Origin of the sequence: Aquipluma nitroreducens (genome assembly GCF_009689585.1) — a bacterium.
Taxonomy (GTDB): domain Bacteria; phylum Bacteroidota; class Bacteroidia; order Bacteroidales; family Prolixibacteraceae; genus Aquipluma; species Aquipluma nitroreducens.
This window is the reverse complement of the sequence record NZ_AP018694.1, coordinates 4371123-4389773: the sequence shown is the minus strand read 5'-3', so window position 1 is coordinate 4389773 and position 18651 is coordinate 4371123. Positions and strand designations below refer to the sequence as shown.

14 protein-coding genes are annotated in these 18651 nt (G+C 40.4%); 10 read left to right on the top strand and 4 right to left on the bottom strand.

All coding sequences use genetic code 11. From position 1 onward, the window contains the following. Position 1 precedes the first annotated feature (1 nt). The 5 genes from hemG (at position 2) to AQPE_RS18350 (ending at position 7376) form a co-directional block, all read left to right on the top strand. Positions 2 to 1381: a protoporphyrinogen oxidase gene (hemG, locus tag AQPE_RS18370; RefSeq protein ID WP_318347954.1), complete on the top strand. Its 1380-nt coding sequence runs from the start codon at positions 2 to 4 to the stop codon at positions 1379 to 1381. Between the two features lie 127 nt (positions 1382 to 1508). Then, complete coding sequence (hemF, locus tag AQPE_RS18365; protein WP_318347953.1) at positions 1509 to 2396, top strand: oxygen-dependent coproporphyrinogen oxidase; 888 nt, start codon at positions 1509 to 1511, stop codon at positions 2394 to 2396. A gap of 419 nt (positions 2397 to 2815) precedes the next feature. Next, positions 2816 to 5242: an MASE1 domain-containing protein gene (locus tag AQPE_RS18360; RefSeq protein WP_318347952.1), complete on the top strand. Its 2427-nt coding sequence runs from the start codon at positions 2816 to 2818 to the stop codon at positions 5240 to 5242. Positions 5243 to 5265: 23 nt separating this feature from the next. Further along, positions 5266 to 5661, top strand: coding sequence for a response regulator (locus AQPE_RS18355; protein WP_318347951.1), 396 nt, complete (start codon positions 5266 to 5268; stop codon positions 5659 to 5661). Then, positions 5658 to 7376 (top strand): response regulator, encoded by a 1719-nt coding sequence (locus AQPE_RS18350; RefSeq protein ID WP_318347950.1) that lies wholly within the window; start codon positions 5658 to 5660, stop codon positions 7374 to 7376. Before AQPE_RS18355 ends, AQPE_RS18350 begins: the two co-directional genes overlap by 4 nt. A 43-nt stretch (positions 7377 to 7419) precedes the next feature. Here AQPE_RS18350 and tilS read toward each other — a convergent pair whose 3' ends face one another. The 4 genes from tilS to proS all read right to left on the bottom strand — a co-directional run bounded on the left by tilS (position 7420) and on the right by proS (position 12346). After that, the gene (tilS, locus tag AQPE_RS18345; RefSeq protein ID WP_318347949.1) at positions 7420 to 8742 is read right to left on the bottom strand and encodes a tRNA lysidine(34) synthetase TilS; all 1323 of its coding nucleotides are present in this window, start codon (positions 8740 to 8742) and stop codon (positions 7420 to 7422) included. Positions 8743 to 8809: 67 nt separating this feature from the next. Next, positions 8810 to 10036: a peptidase T gene (pepT, locus tag AQPE_RS18340; protein WP_318347948.1), complete on the bottom strand. Its 1227-nt coding sequence runs from the start codon at positions 10034 to 10036 to the stop codon at positions 8810 to 8812. 69 nt (positions 10037 to 10105) lie between these two features. Continuing rightward, positions 10106 to 10792: a hypothetical protein gene (locus AQPE_RS18335; protein WP_318347947.1), complete on the bottom strand. Its 687-nt coding sequence runs from the start codon at positions 10790 to 10792 to the stop codon at positions 10106 to 10108. A 78-nt stretch (positions 10793 to 10870) separates the two neighbouring features. Then, on the bottom strand, positions 10871 to 12346 hold the full coding sequence (gene proS / locus AQPE_RS18330) for a proline--tRNA ligase (protein WP_318347946.1): 1476 nt from the start codon (positions 12344 to 12346) through the stop codon (positions 10871 to 10873). 95 nt (positions 12347 to 12441) lie between these two features. Between proS and AQPE_RS18325 the strand changes: the two genes are divergently transcribed. From AQPE_RS18325 to AQPE_RS18305, 5 genes are all read left to right on the top strand, one after another. Continuing rightward, positions 12442 to 13917: a hypothetical protein gene (locus AQPE_RS18325; protein WP_318347945.1), complete on the top strand. Its 1476-nt coding sequence runs from the start codon at positions 12442 to 12444 to the stop codon at positions 13915 to 13917. Between the two features lie 54 nt (positions 13918 to 13971). Continuing rightward, positions 13972 to 15462 carry an OmpP1/FadL family transporter gene (locus AQPE_RS18320; protein ID WP_318347944.1) on the top strand — a complete coding sequence of 497 codons (1491 nt, stop codon included), beginning with the start codon at positions 13972 to 13974 and terminating at the stop codon, positions 15460 to 15462. A gap of 157 nt (positions 15463 to 15619) precedes the next feature. After that, a complete protein-coding gene (locus AQPE_RS18315; RefSeq protein ID WP_318347943.1) occupies positions 15620 to 15892 on the top strand; it encodes a hypothetical protein in 273 nt (90 codons plus the stop codon). A gap of 3 nt (positions 15893 to 15895) precedes the next feature. After that, the gene (locus AQPE_RS18310; RefSeq protein WP_318347942.1) at positions 15896 to 16627 is read left to right on the top strand and encodes a class I SAM-dependent methyltransferase; all 732 of its coding nucleotides are present in this window, start codon (positions 15896 to 15898) and stop codon (positions 16625 to 16627) included. An 11-nt stretch (positions 16628 to 16638) separates the two neighbouring features. Beyond that, positions 16639 to 18651 (top strand): DUF4954 family protein, encoded by a 2013-nt coding sequence (locus tag AQPE_RS18305; protein WP_318347941.1) that lies wholly within the window; start codon positions 16639 to 16641, stop codon positions 18649 to 18651.

Here is an 18651-nt window from a genome sequence, read left to right as displayed (position 1 = left end):
TATGGCTGAATCGCTCAAACCCGAAGTCGTTATTATTGGTGCCGGATTGACCGGTCTAACAATGGCACTATATCTAAAAAAAGCAGGAATCGATTTTAAAATCATCGAAAAATCGGCCAAAACCGGAGGGGTGATTCAAACCATCAGCGAAAAGGGTTTTGTTTACGAAACTGGTCCAAATACCGGGGTAGTTTCATGTCCTGAAATGACTGAATTATTTGAAGAACTTGCCGGGAAATGCGAACTTGAAATTGCTGATCCCAGCGCCAAACGACGCCTGATCTGGAAAAACCAGGCATGGCACGCTTTGCCTTCAGGATTAATATCGGCCGTTGGTACGCCACTTTTTACCTGGTACGATAAATTCAGGATATTGGGCGAACCTTTCCGCAAAAAAGGTAACAATCCAAATGAAACACTGGCGAATTTGGTTAAACGACGCATGGGACAAAGCTATTTGGATTATGCAATCGATCCGTTCATCTCTGGAATTTACGCCGGTGACCCGACGAAACTGGTCACAAAATATGCGATGCCCAAGCTTTATAATCTGGAGCAGGAATACGGTAGTTTCATTAAAGGAGCCATGAAAAAGGCCAAACTTCCGAAAACCGACCGCGACAAGAAAGCAACCAAAGAAGTATTTTCGGCCAAGGGAGGTCTAGGTCGGCTAATTGAAGCGCTCACCGTGGCTGTAGGAACTGAAAATATTCTGTTATCAGCTGAGACCATGGTGAAACCTATTGCAAATGGATTTCAGTTACAGGTAACCACTCCTGAACATTTATTTACCCTCGAAACTTCGCATTTGGTCACCACTTGCGGAGGATACGCCTTGACCGGCTTTTTACCGTTTCTGAACGAGAACGAAGTTGCGCCATTCAATAACTTAAAATATGCTGAGGTTACACAGGTTCTGCTTGGATTTAAAAAATGGAAAGGCATGTCGCTGAATGCGTTTGGCGGTTTGGTTCCCGGAAAGGAAAACAAAAATATACTTGGTGTGTTATTTACCTCGTCGTTCTTTAAAGGCCGCGCTCCTGAAGGTGGTGCACTGTTGTCTGTTTTCATGGGAGGAACCAAACGTCCGGATATCGCAAAAATGGATAATGATGAGATTGAAGCGCTTCTGAACAAGGATCTTCCGCGAATGATGAGCAACCGAAGCCTGAGCCCGGATATGATACGGATTCACCGCTATCCGAAAGCCATCCCACAATATACCGAAAGTTCGAAGGAACGTTTCGAAATGATTGAACAGCTTCAGCAGAAATACCCCGGGCTGATTTTAGCCGGAAACATCCGCGATGGGATTGGAATGGCTGATCGTGTGAAACAAGGGCGCAGCATAGCCGAAGAACTGATTAGCAAGATTCATTGATTTTTATTCTCATGTCCGCTGCCTAAAGGCAAACGGCTAAGGATATTTGAACTATTAATCAGAATTGAGCTATTCTTTGCCGTCTGCTTCAGCTGACGGACATGTATAATATAAAAACACGACAACTGTGAACGTATCGAAAACCGCCGCTCTTTACAAAAGCATACAAAAAACCATTTGCCAAACGTTGGAAGAAGCCGACGGAACAGGAAAATTTACTGAAGACAACTGGGAAAAAGAAATAGGTTCGGGCTTGACTTGTGTTATGCAAAACGGTTCGATCATTGAAAAAGCAGGTGTTAACTTTTCTCATGTAAGCGGTAGTTATAACGACAACATGGCCAGACTCCTGGGCGAAAGTGCTTCTTCGTTTGCCGCTACAGGTGTTTCGTCGATTCTTCATTCCGGTAATCCTTTTGTACCAACCATTCACATGAATGTACGACATTTCAGTCTCGACAATGGCTCATCGTGGTTTGGCGGCGGAATCGACCTCACTCCTACTTACATTAATCCGGAAGAAGCTCGTTGGTTTCATCAAACGATTAAGAACATCTGTGACAAATACGATACTTCATTTTATCCGGAATGGAAAACCTGGGCTGACAATTACTTTTACCTGACCCATCGACAAGAAACGCGCGGTATTGGGGGAATATTTTTCGACCGCATCCAACCTGCCAATGAAACAGATCTTGAAAAAATGTTGAATCTGACATCTGATTTGCTGCGAATCTACCCAGTAATTTACAGCCGATTAATGAAGGACAACGGGCACAAATCGTTTACCGAAGCACAGAAGAGATGGCAAAAAATACGTCGCGGACGCTATGTTGAGTTCAACCTGATTCACGACCGTGGAACCAAATTCGGCTTGGAATCCGATGGCAACATCGAATCAATTTTGGTGAGTCTACCTGCCGAAGTGGAATGGGTGTATCAATACCAACCCGAAGCGGGAAGCCCCGAAGCACAAACTCAGGAGCTGCTGAAGAAGGGAATTAATTGGCTGTAGAAAAGCTAATTTCACATGTCTATAATTTGTTTTTTAATTGCCATATTGAATTTCCCAACTAGGTATCCTCGTGCTTGAGTGAGCTCTACTCATGGCTCTTTTCACAAAATATTTCCAGTAGGATTTTCCATTCTATTTCGCTATTTTAGTTGTGTCCATATCATCTTTATGATGAATGATTGGAAAGGGTCAAAGAGGCATAGGCTGATTGATTAGATAAGTTTGATATCTGTTCCTCATAATCCAAATTTAACCAGAGTGATCCATGAACGATTAGCTTCACGAATCATGTATGTTTCTTAATTTGAAAATGGTCGTATACAGTCCAATTCTTTTTCGTTTTGACAAATAAAAAAGAGTTAGCTTATTTCAGTATTCACGATACTTATTTCGACAATAGGATACTTCACTCATTTGTAATGGAAAAAACTAAATCAACACCTGCGAATAAATGGCATTGGTTCATCTCGCTGATTTTAATCGCTTTGAGTTATTACTCAACGGCAAAATTGGGTTTGATTTTCGCATTTGAAGGCACTAATGCATCACCGGTATGGATGCCATCAGGGATTGCCCTGGCGGCAATTTTACTTGTAGGATACCGGGCTTGGCCAGCCGTTTTTCTAGGTGCATTATTGGCAAATATTCAGGTGCTAACCGTTTCCGGATTATCATTCAGTTCTATATTTTTTCTTTCTATCATTACAGCAACGGGCAATACGTTGGAAGCTCTTGCCGGAGTATGGTTAATTTCCCGTTTCTCCAACAATCCAAACCCATTGGAAACATTGAAAGGAACAACACTTTTCATCTTCTTCGGCGCTTTACTAGCACCTCTTATTGCAGCTATTGTTGGTTCTTTCTCGTTTTGCATTTTTACAAATCATTGGGAAATTTTTGATCACCTGCTTTCAAATTGGTGGTTTGGAGATGCATTGGGTATTCTGATTTTGGCACCTATCATTATAAACTGGAGTAAATATAAATTTAAAGAATGGAACTACCTGAAATTTACGGAATTAGCAGGATTTATTGTTGTATTAGGTCTTACATCCTATTTGATATTTTTTACGATTTATAACCTAATTTACCTGTTTATACCTGTTTTGTTATGGTCTATATTCAGATTTGGTAAATTCGAAACGAGTGTGTTTGTTTTAATAATAAGTGGATTAGCATTATGGGCAAGTATACATCACACGATTAATAATGCACTTCAGCAAAACGAATCAATACTTGTCATTCAAAGTTTTGTTGGCATTGTGGCAATTACATTTCTTGTGCTTTCTTCTGTAATTTATGAGCGAAAAAAAATGCAATTAAGTCTGTATGAAAGCCTAATCAAACATCGTTCATTACTCGAAAATCTGCCTCAGAAAATTTTTGTAAAAAATAGTGACTTGATTTTTGTCTCCTGTAATGAAAATTTTGCAAGAGAGTTAAATATCCAATCGTCTGAGATCGCCGGAAAAACTGATTATGACTTCTTTCCAATTGACCTGGCTGAAAAATATCGGAAAGAGGATTCTGCATTTTTAGCAGCAGGCAAACTATTGGAAACCGAAGTATGCGAGACCCGGGCCGGACAACCTTACTGGACACAAGTGGTTAAGGTTCCTGTTAAAGATGGGAATGGCTCCATTATTGGTATTCAGGGAATTTTCTGGGACATTACAGAAAGAAAACAGGCTGAAGAATTGCTAAGGCTAAACGAAGAAAAATATCGGTTTCTATTTGAGCGAAATCCAGTTCCATTACTAATTTATGATACGGAAACATTAAAATTTCTTGCCGTCAACGAAGCATTTATAAAACAGTATGGGTTTTCTATCGATGAAGTGTTAACCATGCAATTACCCGATCTTTACCCGGATGAAGAAAAAGATGCTATTGTTAAGGTAGCTCGAGACTTACATGGGCATGCCTATGCAGGCGAATGGCATCACATCAGGAAAGATGGCTCGGTTATTTCGATTATCGCAACTTCTCACGATTTGGATTATATGGAACGAGATGCCCGCATTGCTGTAGTAACCGATATAACCGATCGAAAACTGGCCGAGTTGGAATTGGAAAGGTACCGCAAGCATTTGGAAAATATGGTTGAAGAACGCACTGCCGAGTTAGAAATAGCCAAAGAACGAGCTGAATCGGCCGATCAATTAAAATCAGCTTTTTTGGCTACCATGTCGCACGAACTTCGCACACCATTAAACTCGATCATTGGGTTTACCGGAATGTTGCTTCAGGAATTACCTGGACCATTGAACGACGAGCAGAAAAAACAACTCCGGATGACCCAGAAAAGTGGTCGGCACCTTTTATCGCTGATAAACGATATTCTTGATTTATCGAAAATTGAGGCTGGCCAGTTAAATTTGAGTACCGACAGATTTAAAATTTCGGAAGTTATTCAAAACGTCGTCGACCTGTCAAAACCATTTGCCACCAGCAAAAATTTACTTTTAACAGCCTCGATTGAACCAGAGCTGCCTGAAATTACCAGTGACCAGTTCCGGATACAGCAGGTTATTATCAATCTGGTAAATAATGCATTGAAATTTACCGAAGTTGGATCAGTGAAAGTGGAAGCGTTTTTACAGAGCAACCAACTGGTAGTCATGGTAATTGATACCGGCTTGGGAATCGAAGAAAATCAGATACAAAAGTTGTTTAAACCATTTATACAAATCGATTCGGGAATAGCTCGGAAACACGAAGGTACCGGATTAGGACTTTCTATCAGTAAAAAGCTGATGACCATGTTGGGCGGATCGATTTCGGTTGAATCAGAGCTTGCAAAAGGTAGTACTTTTAGTATCAGGTTACCTCTTGAGAACAATTAACTGATGTGATAAAAAAAATGAATATGAAGTTAAAGGCATTAATTATTGAAGACAACGAACAAAACATGTATATGCTCAGTTTTTTGCTCGAAAAGAATAATTATGAAGTATTTCAGGCATTCAACGGTTTAGACGGAATTAAAGCTGCAATGAATTGCCTGCCAGATGTGATATTACTGGATATTCAACTGCCTGAAATGGATGGATATCAGATTGCTCAGGAGTTAAGGAACAGGAAGGATCTCAACACGATTCCGATTATCGCAGTCACTTCTCATGCCATGGTTGGCGACCGCGAAAAAGCGATGGCTTCCGGGGCAACTGGCTATATTGAAAAACCGATCGATCCTGATAATTTTATACAACGGATGGAATCCCATTTTTCTGAAGAACTTTTGCAAAGGAGGAATCAATTATGAAACGAGTCCTAATTGTTGATGACATAAAAGAAAACCTGTATTTACTGGAATCCTTACTCAAAGGATATGGTTATGCAACCGTTACGGCAAACAATGGTGCCGAAGCACTTGGCCTTGGCTTGAAAGAACCACCAGATCTAATTATTGCTGACATCCTGATGCCCGTTATGGATGGTTATACCCTTTGCCGCGAATGGAAAAAGGATGACACACTAAAAAACATTCCATTTATTTTTTACACTGCCACATACACGCATCCCAAAGACGGAGAATTTGCTTTAAGTCTTGGAGCCGATAGATTTATCATAAAACCTCAGGAGCCTGAAGATTTCATGAACATAATTGAGCAAGTATTATCAGAATTCCGAAATGGTAAAATTCAGGGATCGCTAATACCTGAATCATCCGAAGTCTCTATGCTGAAGGAATACAACGAAACCCTTATTCGCAAAATGGAGGATCGTATGATTAAAAGCGAAGAAGCCGAAATGAAAATCAGGATTTATGCCTCACAACTTGAACAGGAAATAGAACAAAGAAAACAGGCCGAGCTGGAATTAATAGAAGCGCTAAAACGAGCAGAGGAAAGCGATGGGTTAAAATCGGCATTTCTGGCCAATATGAGCCACGAAATCCGGACACCAATGAACGGCATTCTTGGCTTCGCCGAACTATTGAAAGAGCCCGATCTTACAGGCGAACAGCAACAAGAATATATAAAAATTATAGAAAAAAGCGGCGCCCGAATGCTGAATATTATAAACGATATTGTTGATATCTCCAAAATAGAATCGGGACAAATGAAGGCCACTCTGTTGGAGACTAATATCAACGAACAACTCGAATTTATTTACAAGCTTTTTAACAGAGAAGTTGAACAAAAGGGATTGCAATTATTGCTTAAAAAAGTTTCATTGCCGCCCGAATCAATCGTTGAGACCGATCGTGAAAAGCTTTACGCTATACTAACCAATTTGGTGAAAAACTCAATCAAATATACCTCAAAAGGATTTATTGAATTTGGTTGTGATATTGCAGAGAACGGGCATGGATTGTTTCTGCAATATTTCGTAAAAGACACTGGTATTGGGATTCCTCAAAACAGGCACGACGCTATCTTTGAACGTTTTATTCAGGTTGATGTTGTTGATAAGATGGCTCGCCAGGGTGCCGGTTTAGGATTGGCTATTTCGAAAGCTTATGTCGAGATGTTGGGCGGAAAAATATGGATTGAAAGCGAAGAAGGAAAAGGTTCGACATTTTGGTTTACCATTCCATATCTTCCGGTATCAAAAAATGGATTCAATATTGGACAAGAAGTTCTGACTCCAATCGAGGAAAACCAGATAAAGAAATTAAAAATAATAATTGCCGAGGACGATAAATCATCGAGCCAACTCATTTCAATTATAATCCGGAAAATTGCAGGAGAAATAATCATTGTAGAAAACGGAACAGAAGCCGTTCGAGCTTGTTTTGAAAATCCTGATACCGATTTAATACTAATGGATATTCAAATGCCAATAATGGACGGTTATGAAGCCACGAGACAAATCAGGCAATTTAACACCGATGTAATTATTATTGCACAAACAGCCTTTGCCCTATGTGGCGACAATGAAAAAGCGATAGAAGCTGGCTGTAACGATTATGTTTCAAAACCTATCAAAACGAGTAATCTACTAAACTTGATCAGCAAGCACGCAAAACAGTAAAAAATATACCTCTTACTACAATCCGATTATACTTGTGAAGGGATTATTCCATCCTAATCCTGAGAATATGTTTGGTTATCGAGGTAATCTTGAATCGGTCATCCAGCCGTTTGCCAACAATCCAAACCGGTTGATTTCCACTGGCTAAAATCCATATATTTTCTTTATCCGGAATGGAGTATTTCTCATCAACGAAGAAATCACTCAGCTTTTTCATGCCCGTCATGCCCAATGGCTGAAAATACTCGCCCTCCTGCCAATGGCGCAAGATAAGCGGAAATACCACTTTATCTAAATCCAGATCGGCTACATTCGGATGGGTGGAGAATCGAAAATCAGGTTTCCGATCAATTATTTCAAGCGAAAGATGGATGGGATAGTTTATTTTGAGACAATTCTCTTCAATGTAGAAAACCTGATCTTGTTTCGACAGGAATGGCGAAATGAGCAAATATTCTCGATCTTTCACCAAACGGTACTCACCTGAGAAAAATTGACGTCCCGATTCTTTGGTCAGCGAATCGATGATATCGTCAACCTGCTCAGCCTGAAAGCCAAATTCGCGGATCAGCTCAAACAAAATAGTCCGAAGCGGATAAAGTGTCAGCAGCTTGTCGATGTGAATCATAGCTCCCTGGTCATCTTCCGAGTAAACCCAGGTTTTGATCTCGCTCATCCGCTGCTGAAAAAGCTGACCTGTTTCATGCAGATTCCCAACAGTTTTCATGGCATTTCGCCGGAAAGCTGGATTCACCTGCTCAAGCAAAGGCAATATTTGCTGACGAATCAGATTTCGTTTGTAAACGGTATCAACATTACTGGAATCAGTCCGGAATTCAATTTTTAATCGTTGGCAATACTCCAGTATTTCAGTCCGGTTGGTAAAAAGCATCGGACGAATAATCTTTCCCGATTTGGGCTGAATGCCGCTCAACCCCTTTATTCCGCTTCCTCTGGAAAGGTTGATCAGAAAAGTTTCAATTACATCGTCCTGATGATGTGCAGTTGCAAGAAGATCCAGATTGTGTTTGGAAAGCAAACCATCAAACCAGGCATAGCGAAGGTCGCGGGCGGCCATTTCAATCGAAATACCTTTCTCCATGGCATAGTCTTGCGTATTAAAATGCTTCACATAAAAGGCCAGGTTGTGTTTGTCGCAATATTCCGCAACGAACTGTTCATCGCCATCCGATTCGCCACCACGCAAACCGAAATTACAATGAGCAACAGCCACAGAAAACCCGGCATTGGTGAATAAATGCAACATGAGCATTGAATCTGCACCGCCACTCACCGCCAGCAAAATTCGCTGCGACGAATGAAACAGCTTCTCGGTGTGAATGTATTTCAGAAATTGCTCGACCATGAAAATGGGTTTATTATGGGTGATGCGTAGAGACGCCATGCATGGCGTCTCTACCTTCGTCTAAACGTTATAATTTTGCTACCAACTCGGCGATTCGTACAATCACCTCAACTGCTTTTTGCATCGATTGTACCGGAACAAATTCGTATGGGCCATGAAAATTGTGTCCTCCGGCAAAAATATTGGGGCAAGGCAAACCATCCCACGAAAGCCGGGCGCCGTCGGTTCCTCCGCGGATAGCTTTTATTTTTGGAGAAACGCCAACATCTTTCATCGCCTGTTCAGCTATATCAACGATGTATTTCACCGGCTCCACTTTTAGCTTCATGTTGTAATACTGGTCGTGCATTTCAAGCGACACAGTTCCTTGTCCATAGCGAAGATTAATCAATCCACAGATTTCTTTCATCAGTTTTTTCTTGGCTTCAAACTTGACCAGATCGTGATCGCGAATGATGTATTCCATTTTCGTAAGTGAAATATTGCCTTCAAAAGATGTGAGATGAAAAAAACCTTCATAGCCTTCAGTGTGCTCCGGCCGTTGATCAGGAGGCAAGGCATGAATAATCTGGTGCGCAACCAAAATTGAATTAATCATTTGGTTTTTAGCTGATCCGGGATGAACGCTTCGGCCTTTTATTGCAATTTTTGCTCCGGCGGCATTGAAATTTTCATATTCAAGTTCACCAATTTCACCCCCGTCAAGCGTATAAGCAAAGTCGGCTCCAAAATTAGCAACATCAAAATGATCGGCTCCATGTCCCACCTCTTCGTCAGGCGTAAAGCAAATCCTGATTTTACCGTGTTTAATTTCAGGATAACGAATCAAATAATCCATTGCAGAAACGATTTCGGCCAAGCCAGCTTTATCGTCGGCACCGAGCAAAGTTTTCCCATCGGTAGTTATCAAATCCTGACCCACATATTTCAGTAACTCCGGAAAATCAAGCGGACTTAAATTCAAATCCAAGTCGGAATCCAACACCAATTTCTGACCCTGATAATTTTTTACAATTTGAGGATTCACATTTTCGCCTGAATAATCGGGACTGGTATCCATGTGAGAAATAAAGCCAATTACTGGCGCTGCCTTATCCTGATTTGAAGGCAAGGTAGCGGTAACATAACCAAATTCGTTACGGGTAACTTCGGCTAAGCCAATTTTGCGCAATTCGTCTGCTAATTGGTCAGCAAAAATCAATTGTCGACTGGTACTTGGGAAGGTTTCACTTTCAGGATCTGAAGTGGTAAAAACCTTTGCATATCTTAAAAATCTGTCTAAAACTTGTTCCATTTTTATTGAAGTAAAATGAATGATCTATTGAAGACAATCATCATTCATCAGTTATAAATAATCAATTTTCTAAACGTCGTCAGAATTAAATTTAAAGCCTAATCGTTTGCCTGTCTGAATTTTCGAATTATTAATTTCTGCATTCATCTGGTCAACAGTAACAATTTTTACCTGATCGTAAGGTGGAACCAGCAAGTCGAAATCAATAGCATACTGAACTGCAGTTTCGATAATTTCCTTCATGTATTTCTTGGACATCTCGTCACTTTCAAAATCTTTAACAAGCTCAGTCGATTGGCGTTTACCTTCAACAAAGAAGTGGTTCTCACGGTTTATAAAAATCCGGGCTATTAGATACCCCAAATCTTCCATTCGGTTATACTTAAAACTATCAGTCAGGAAGTTGTATATATTAAAAACACCGCAATACGAGTTTAATGGATTCGCTTTGATGTAATCCAATTTCCAGATTGGATGTTCACGATTGAAAACAAATACGTTGGAATGCATGCTAAAAATAAGCATATCTCCACCCAACCTAAATTCGGCTTCAAAAGGTCCTTTTTCCTGATAAACAGGTAAGACACTGTCGTCAACCTTATCTTTTAGTTTATTCCGGTAATCATCAGCTAATTCTTTCAGAACTTCCTTCAACAAGGCAAACGAACCAACTGCCTTTTGGTAAACCTCTTGTTTAAGGTTAGTTTTAAGGATCATTCCATCTAACTGATTAACAACTTTTTTCTTTGCACTCATAGATTTCGTTTAATAATCCCATAAAAATAAGAAAAGCAGCCAACTTTGACTGCTTTTCTTCTATCTGATTTTAAACTTTTAGTATGCCAATGCAAATAATACACGACCTTTTGATGGCTTTCCTGAGTAAATACATTTGCCTTCTTCAGGAACCTGATCAAACGGAATGCAGCGGATTGTTGCTTTGGTTTCGTCTTTAATGGCTTGTTCGGTCTCGGGAGTACCATCCCAGTGGGCAGAAATAAATCCGCCTTTATTTTGAAGAACCTCTTTAAATTCTTCATAGGTTTCAACGGGAGTTGTCATTCCAGTCCGATAATCAAATGCCTTCTTGTAAATATTCTCCTGAATGGCATCCAATAATTGTTGGATATACAATTCGATCCCATCCATCGAAACAACTTGTTTCTCAAGTGTATCGCGACGTGCAACTTCTACTGTCCCATTTTCCAGATCGCGGGGACCGATAGCAATACGAACCGGAACACCTTTCAACTCATATTCGGCAAATTTCCAGCCTGGCTTTTTGGTGTCGTTGTTATCGTATTTAACCGAGATCCCAAGCGCTTTCAATTTGGAAACGATGCTGTCAACTTTTTCTGAAATTGCGGCCAATTGTTCATCCTGTTTATAGATTGGAACGATAACCACCTGAAAAGGCGCAAGTTTTGGAGGCAAAACCAATCCATTATCGTCGGAATGAGCCATAATCAAGGCTCCCATCAATCGGGTTGAAACGCCCCAGGAAGTTGCCCAAACAAAATCTTCTTTCCCTTCTTTATTCGTGAAACGAACATCAAACGCTTTGGCAAAGTTCTGACCAAGAAAATGAGAAGTCCCAGACTGCAAAGCTTTTCCATCCTGCATCAACGCTTCAATGGTGTAAGTTTCGAGCGCTCCGGCAAAACGTTCGTTGGCCGATTTAGATCCCTTAATTACAGGCAAAGCCATAAATTCTTCAACAAAAGTGGCATACACATTTACCATTCGTTCTGCTTCTTCCATTGCTTCCTGACTGGTTGCATGTGCTGTATGTCCTTCCTGCCATAAAAACTCAGCAGTACGTAAAAATAAACGGGTACGCATTTCCCATCGTACCACATTTGCCCATTGGTTAACCAAAATAGGTAAATCACGATAAGATTGAATCCATGTTTTATAGGTACTCCAAATAATTGTTTCAGAAGTTGGTCGTACAATCAGTTCTTCTTCCAATTTGGCATCCGGGTCAACAATGATGCCTTTACCGTTCGGATCGTTCATTAAACGGTAGTGCGTAACCACAGCACACTCCTTAGCAAAGCCTTCCACATGGCTGGCTTCCTTACTAAAAAAAGATTTCGGGATAAATAACGGGAAGTAAGCATTTACGTGTCCGGTCTCTTTAAACATCTTGTCAAGCTGTGCCTGCATCTTCTCCCAGATCGCATATCCGTATGGTTTTATCACCATACATCCTCTAACCGCAGAATTATCAGCGAGATCTGCCTTGACTACCAGATCGTTATACCACTGTGAATAATTTTCGCTGCGTGAAGTCAATTCTTTTGCCATTTTTTAACTTTTGGTATGGTATTTGCGTTTTTCGTATTAGTTTTAATGCCTACAAAGAAAGTAAAATTATCATTCATTATAAAGGAGGGTGTACTATGAAAACCAAACTTACCGTCATCTCAATTCTAGCAATTTTAGTCAGCGCATGCACTACGGGGACATATATGACTAAAGCGTATGATGATGACATTTATTTCTCTCCCGCAGATGTTCCACCAGTAGCTATTGTTGAGAATGAAGCTCCGGCGAGCGAAAAATCAGCTAGAATTAGCAATAATGATACCAGAGACAAAAAAATAATTCTTAGTCAGATGGATCGTAATGCAGATGGCACATCTTCTGTGAACAACTACATTTATCAGCCTGACAACAACGGCAATCCGGATAATCAGAGTTACAACATGGATAATCAGGAATTGGCCGAATCTGACACAACTGCTTACTACAACGACGACGATGTTAAATACGTTATAAATAACTATTACGACGAAAACGACAACGATCTTGATTTTGCTTACCGAATCGGAAGATTTCACAACCCATATTACTACAATCCCTTTTTCTACGATGATTGGATGTATGGCGGTTATTACTCACCATGGTATTCAGGATATTATGGAATGGGATATGGCTTAGGATATAATGGATGGTATGGTGGCTTTGGTTATCCATACAGTTATTATGGCGGTTATTATTCACCCTTTTCATTTGGATTTGGTGGATATTGGGGAGGTGGATATGGCGGCTACTACAACGGTTATTATAACGGCTACTACAATGGGTACTACGGTAGTGGTGGTGGTTTCTACAACAATCACCAGGTTGCCAGAAGAAGATCAACCGACATGAACCTGCCAAATACCAGTACTGGCTATACCAAATCAGCAAACGGAGAGAGATCAACCGTAAATACAGGAAGAGCGAATTCAAACAGCACAATCGACAACAGTCATTCAAGAACGCGCTCCATTAATGCAACTGGTGACAATCAGGATACGAAAAGCGCAACGACTGTAAACGACCGCAGATCAAATACCGGAAGGCAAGTTAATTCTCAAGCACAACAAAATGTGACTTCAGGAAGTACAAGAAGATCGTATGAACCTTCAACCACCGGAAGAACCTATGACCAGGGAAGAGTTGTAAGACAGAGCCAGAATTATACGCCAAGCTACAACAAACCAAGAATTGTTAATCAATCGAATTACAATAGTAACAGCTATACACGTCCGCGTACTGCAGGTGCTTATAATCAGCCAGCATTAAGAAGTGCAAACTCAAGCAGTCAAAATCAGAGCTATACTCAACCCAGAAGTTCTTCAAGTATGAGACAGACTTATCGTTCAAGTTCATCTTATTCTACAGGTTCAAGTTCTACCGGAGCCAGGAGTTCTTCAAGCTACAACAGATCTTCGGGCAATTCAGGTTCAACCTATAGTGCTCCGGCAAGAAGTTCATCTGGTGGTTCATCGTCCTTTGGAGGTGGAAGCAGCTCAAGTGGCGGTTCATCAGGTGGAAGCTCCAGTGGCGGCAGCTCAGGTGGTGGCGGAGGTTCTGGCCATAGAAGATAATATTGAACTACTAAAATAACATCTGAATTCAAACAAACAATTAATACAGAAAACATGAAAAAATTAGTATATACCCTTAGTATCCTGCTGATTACATTCAGTGCTTTCGCGCAGGATTTGCAAGATGCTTTACGATATTCAAACTACAAAATAAGTGGTACAGCCCGTTCAGCAGCCATGGGAAATGCATTTGGCGCGTTGGGTGGCGATTTCACTTCCTTGAGTATCAATCCGGCAGGTGTTGCAGTCTACCGTTCAGGAGAATTTACTTTTACTCCATCCTTCGGAAAAATTAGTGTTGATGGAACTTACCTTGGAAGTACATCCACTGATTCAAAATACAATATCGGAATCGATAATCTTGGCTATGTAACCACTATTCCTACCGGATCGAATAGCGAATCGGGCTTGGTAAGTTTTAGCTTTGGTTTGGGCTTCAATAAATTGGGGAGTTTCTCGATGAATTCACTTGCTGAAGGTGCAAATTCGAACAATTCAATCCTGAGCTATTTTACAGACAACATGAATGCCGATTATGACAATATATTCGGAAACGAGGATGCTACTCTGGATCCATACTATGAAAGACTGGCATGGGATACTTATTTGATTAACCATGATGATAATGCCAAAGAATATTTTAACGACGTTAAAGATGCCGGATATGGGCAATCGCAGCGAAAATCGACCGACCGGAGAGGCTACATCAACGAATATCTGATTTCGTTTGGGGCTAACTTCAACCACAAATTCTACCTTGGTGGAACAATCGGAATTCACGATGTTTATTTCAAAGAAAATGCAAACCTATACGAATGGGATGCTAAAAATAACATTGATTATTTTAATGATTTAAACTTCAATACCTATTTAAAAACAACAGGCAGTGGGTTCAATTTGAAAATTGGAGCAATCTACAAACCAACTGAAAACCTGAGATTAGGTTTGGCTTTCCATACTCCAACTTTCTACAAGTTCAACGATGAGTATGACAGCAGTATGTCGGCATCAACTTACAACAACGGAAACCCGATTTCTCCTGATAAAGCAGGTGTTTACGATTACGAAATTGAAACTCCAATGAAAGCCATTTTAAGCGGAGCTTATGTCATTGGGAAATCAGGTTTAATTAGTGTCGATTATGAAATTGTTGACTATTCAACCGTCAAAATCAAAAACGGGAGCGATGGTTACGACTTTTATAGCCAGAATCAAACCATTCAAAATGCCTATAAAAGAGTAGGGAATCTTCACATTGGTGGCGAATACCGTGTTAACAAGAATTTCAGCCTTCGTGCAGGATACGAAAATTATCCAAGTGTTTACAAAACAGCATACCTGAATACAACAAATATGAATAGTAATACATCGTATTCAACTGTTGCCGGAGGTTTTGGATTCAGACAGGGTAACGTATTCTTTGATGCAACAATTAAGCACATTATGAATGACGAAAACTTAAAACTTTACCCAGGTTCTCCTGAAATGGCCAAATACGCTACAACACAAGACAATATCATTTTTACGCTAGGATATAAATTCTAACACAAACATATTTAAGCAAAGCCGGTTAAGTTATTAGCCGGCTTTTTTGTTGCACTAATAAAATATTAAACCTAAGGCATTGAAGTCATGATTTCTTTGATAATGTTTTTTTTTCACCTTGCTTTGCCTTAAATTAGCTCAATCATACACATAGAACATGTCTCATTTTATTGCAATTGATTTCGAAACAGCTCTAAAGTTTTTTGAAGAAGCTGAGACAAATGGCAGCAGATGGCGCCTTGGAGATTTTTTAACCTCTAAATGGATTCAAAAGAACAACCTGAATCTCGATGAAATTGTCGACTTTTCAAGGAACATGCCAGATTCAAAGATTGTTGTAATTGGCGAAGGATCGGCAGAAGGATTCTACATTTACTCCCAAAAACAAAAAACATGTTTTAAATTTGAGCGAAAATTAGCCGAAGTTTAATTCATGGAAAACGAAAGTATGAGCCCACATTTTGATGACCCCATTGGAAGAGCTGTCTATGACTTTCATTATCATTCCATCAACCAGCCCATCATCGTTCATTCCGACGATTTTGATGACGACACCATCGATACCTCCTACTTGTTCAGGACGTATAAACAGATGCCTGCGCTGGAAAAAAAAGCCATGAGCCTTTGCTCCGGAACTATTCTTGATGTGGGAGCCTGTGCCGGGCCACATTCGGGTTACCTGCAACAAAAAGGGTTTGAAGTTACCGCTCTCGAAACTTCGGCACTTTGCTGCAACGTTTTAAAAGACCGCAACATCACAAAAATCGTTCAGCAAGACATTTTTAAATTCAACGGCCAAACTTTCGATACCATATTGCTGCTTATGAACGGAACAGGAATCGCCGGGAGTTTGAGCGGACTTGAAGTGTTGCTGCATCATCTGAAAACGCTGCTAAATCCAGGTGGTCAAATTTTAATAGACTCGTCAGACCTCATTTATTTGTTTGAGGAGGAAGACGGGTCCGCCCTGATTGATATTTCAGCCGGCAAATACTATGGAGAACTGACATTTCAAACGGAATATAAAAACTGGATAAGTCATCCTTTTTCGTGGTTGTATGTCGACTTGAACAATCTGGAAAATGCGATTGAAAAAAATCAGTTAAAACTGAAAAAAGTATTTAAAGGTCAGCATTACGATTATTTGGCTCAGATAACCTTTTAAAAACAAACAACTTGAAAGACAATCAGAAATACAGGCCACTTTCCGCATCGGAAATAGAAATTCTAAAACAGCAAGGTGTTTCAGCCGCTGATTGGGATCAGATTTTTGTGAGTCAGGTATTCATTCCCCAGAATATTCGCAATGTACAATTCTCCGGATGTATAAAAATTGGCAACAACTCCGGAACCGTTGAATTCGATGGCGGAATTTTCAGAAATTGTGGCTTGTATAACTCAACCATACACAACTGCACCATTGGAGATCAGGTTTACATTAGCCAGATTTCGAATTATATAGCCAACTATGACATTCACGATCATGTTATTGTTGAGAACATTGAATTGTGTTACATTGACGAGGAAAGCACCTTTGGAAACGGAATAAAAGTCTCCACGCTTGACGAAACTGGTGGCCGCGGCGTTATGATTTACGATAAACTGTCGGCACATCTGGCTTATTTTTTGGCCTGGTACAAACACCGTCATTGCCTGATTGAAGAGTTGGAATCAAAAATTACCGATTATGCCAATTCGGTGAAAAGCAACCGCGGAACCATTGGCGAATATTCAGTTATCCGCAACTGTCGACTAATTAAAAATGTAAAGTTCGGGCCTTATAGCCAGGTAAAGGGTTGCACCCGACTTGAAAACGGATCGGTAAACAGCAACGAATTTGCCCCTGTAAAATTGGGCGCTGGCATTATGGCCGAAAACTTTATTGTTTCTTCAGGCGCCGAAATATCCGACGGAACTATTGTATCCAATTGTTTCATTGGTCAGGGGTGTACTTTAGGAAAACAATATTCGGCCGAAAACTCTTTATTTTTTGCCAACTGCCAAGGGTTTCATGGCGAAGCCTGTTCAATTTTTGGTGGACCATACACGGTAACACATCACAAATCAACCTTATTAATTGCCGGAATGTTCTCGTTTTGCAATGCCGGTAGCGGATCGAACCAGAGCAACCACATGTACAAACTGGGGCCAATTCATCACGGGATAGTGGAACGTGGCTCGAAAACTACCTCCGACTCATACATTCTCTGGCCAGCTAAAATAGGCGCTTTCACGCTTGTTATGGGGCGACATTATAAAAATACCGATACCTCTGACCTTCCATTTTCGTACCTCATTGAAAATAAGGACGACAGCTGGATTGCTCCCGGAATTAACCTCCGGAGTGTTGGAACCATTCGTGACGTGATGAAATGGCCACGGCGCGACCGACGCAATGATCCTGAGAAGTTGGATTGTATCAACTTCAATCTGCTCAGTCCGTTCACCATAAAAAAAATGCAGAAAGGTCTGGATATACTGAACAGTCTGAAGGAAATTTCAGGAGAAACAACCGAAGTTTTTGCGTACCGGAACACACTGATTAGCAGAACTGCATTGGAAAAAGGAATCAACCTGTACGATAAAGCTATCTATAAATTTCTGGGGAACTCTGTTATTTCGCGCCTCGAGAAATGTAACGTTCAAACATGGGAAGAACTTATTGAATGCCTGAAACCGAAACACAATATTGGCGAAGGAGAATGGAGCGATTTATCAGGATTAATTGCTCCGAAGACTGAAATCCACAAGCTGATCAAAAGCATCGAACGTAAGGAATTGGCTAGTTTAGAAGAGATAGAACTGGAATTCAAAAACTTACACAACAATTATTATGAATACGAATGGATTTGGGCTTCGGAATTATTAGTCGAAAAAACCGGTAAAAAAATAGACGACCTTATCCTGAATGACGTTATTTCACTGATCAAAAAATGGAAAGAAAGTGTAATCGGATTGGATGAGATGCTGTATGAAGATGCAAAAAAAGAGTTCAGGCTTGACTCGATGACTGGATTCGGAATGGACGGCAATAAAACCACCCAAAAACTCGATTTCGAAAAAGTTCGTGGGAGCTTTGAAAGCAACGATTTTGTCAACGAGATTGTGAACCACATCCAACGAAAAACTCTTCTCGGCGAAAAAATGATTGAGAAATTAACAACAATAGAGAAAAACCAACAGAATTAA

What these genes read in the sequence shown, in the direction of transcription:
- tilS (WP_318347949.1), bottom strand. Translation starts at nt 8,742, where the DNA reads ATGGTCGAGCAATTTCTGAAATACATTCACACCGAGAAGCTGTTTCAT.
- proS (WP_318347946.1), bottom strand. Translation starts at nt 12,346, where the DNA reads ATGGCAAAAGAATTGACTTCACGCAGCGAAAATTATTCACAGTGGTAT.
- AQPE_RS18325 (WP_318347945.1), top strand. Translation starts at nt 12,442, where the DNA reads ATGAAAACCAAACTTACCGTCATCTCAATTCTAGCAATTTTAGTCAGC.
- AQPE_RS18315 (WP_318347943.1), top strand. Translation starts at nt 15,620, where the DNA reads ATGTCTCATTTTATTGCAATTGATTTCGAAACAGCTCTAAAGTTTTTT.
- AQPE_RS18360 (WP_318347952.1), top strand. Translation starts at nt 2,816, where the DNA reads ATGGAAAAAACTAAATCAACACCTGCGAATAAATGGCATTGGTTCATC.
- hemG (WP_318347954.1), top strand. Translation starts at nt 2, where the DNA reads ATGGCTGAATCGCTCAAACCCGAAGTCGTTATTATTGGTGCCGGATTG.
- AQPE_RS18320 (WP_318347944.1), top strand. Translation starts at nt 13,972, where the DNA reads ATGAAAAAATTAGTATATACCCTTAGTATCCTGCTGATTACATTCAGT.
- AQPE_RS18310 (WP_318347942.1), top strand. Translation starts at nt 15,896, where the DNA reads ATGGAAAACGAAAGTATGAGCCCACATTTTGATGACCCCATTGGAAGA.
- AQPE_RS18350 (WP_318347950.1), top strand. Translation starts at nt 5,658, where the DNA reads ATGAAACGAGTCCTAATTGTTGATGACATAAAAGAAAACCTGTATTTA.
- AQPE_RS18355 (WP_318347951.1), top strand. Translation starts at nt 5,266, where the DNA reads ATGAAGTTAAAGGCATTAATTATTGAAGACAACGAACAAAACATGTAT.
- AQPE_RS18335 (WP_318347947.1), bottom strand. Translation starts at nt 10,792, where the DNA reads ATGAGTGCAAAGAAAAAAGTTGTTAATCAGTTAGATGGAATGATCCTT.
- pepT (WP_318347948.1), bottom strand. Translation starts at nt 10,036, where the DNA reads ATGGAACAAGTTTTAGACAGATTTTTAAGATATGCAAAGGTTTTTACC.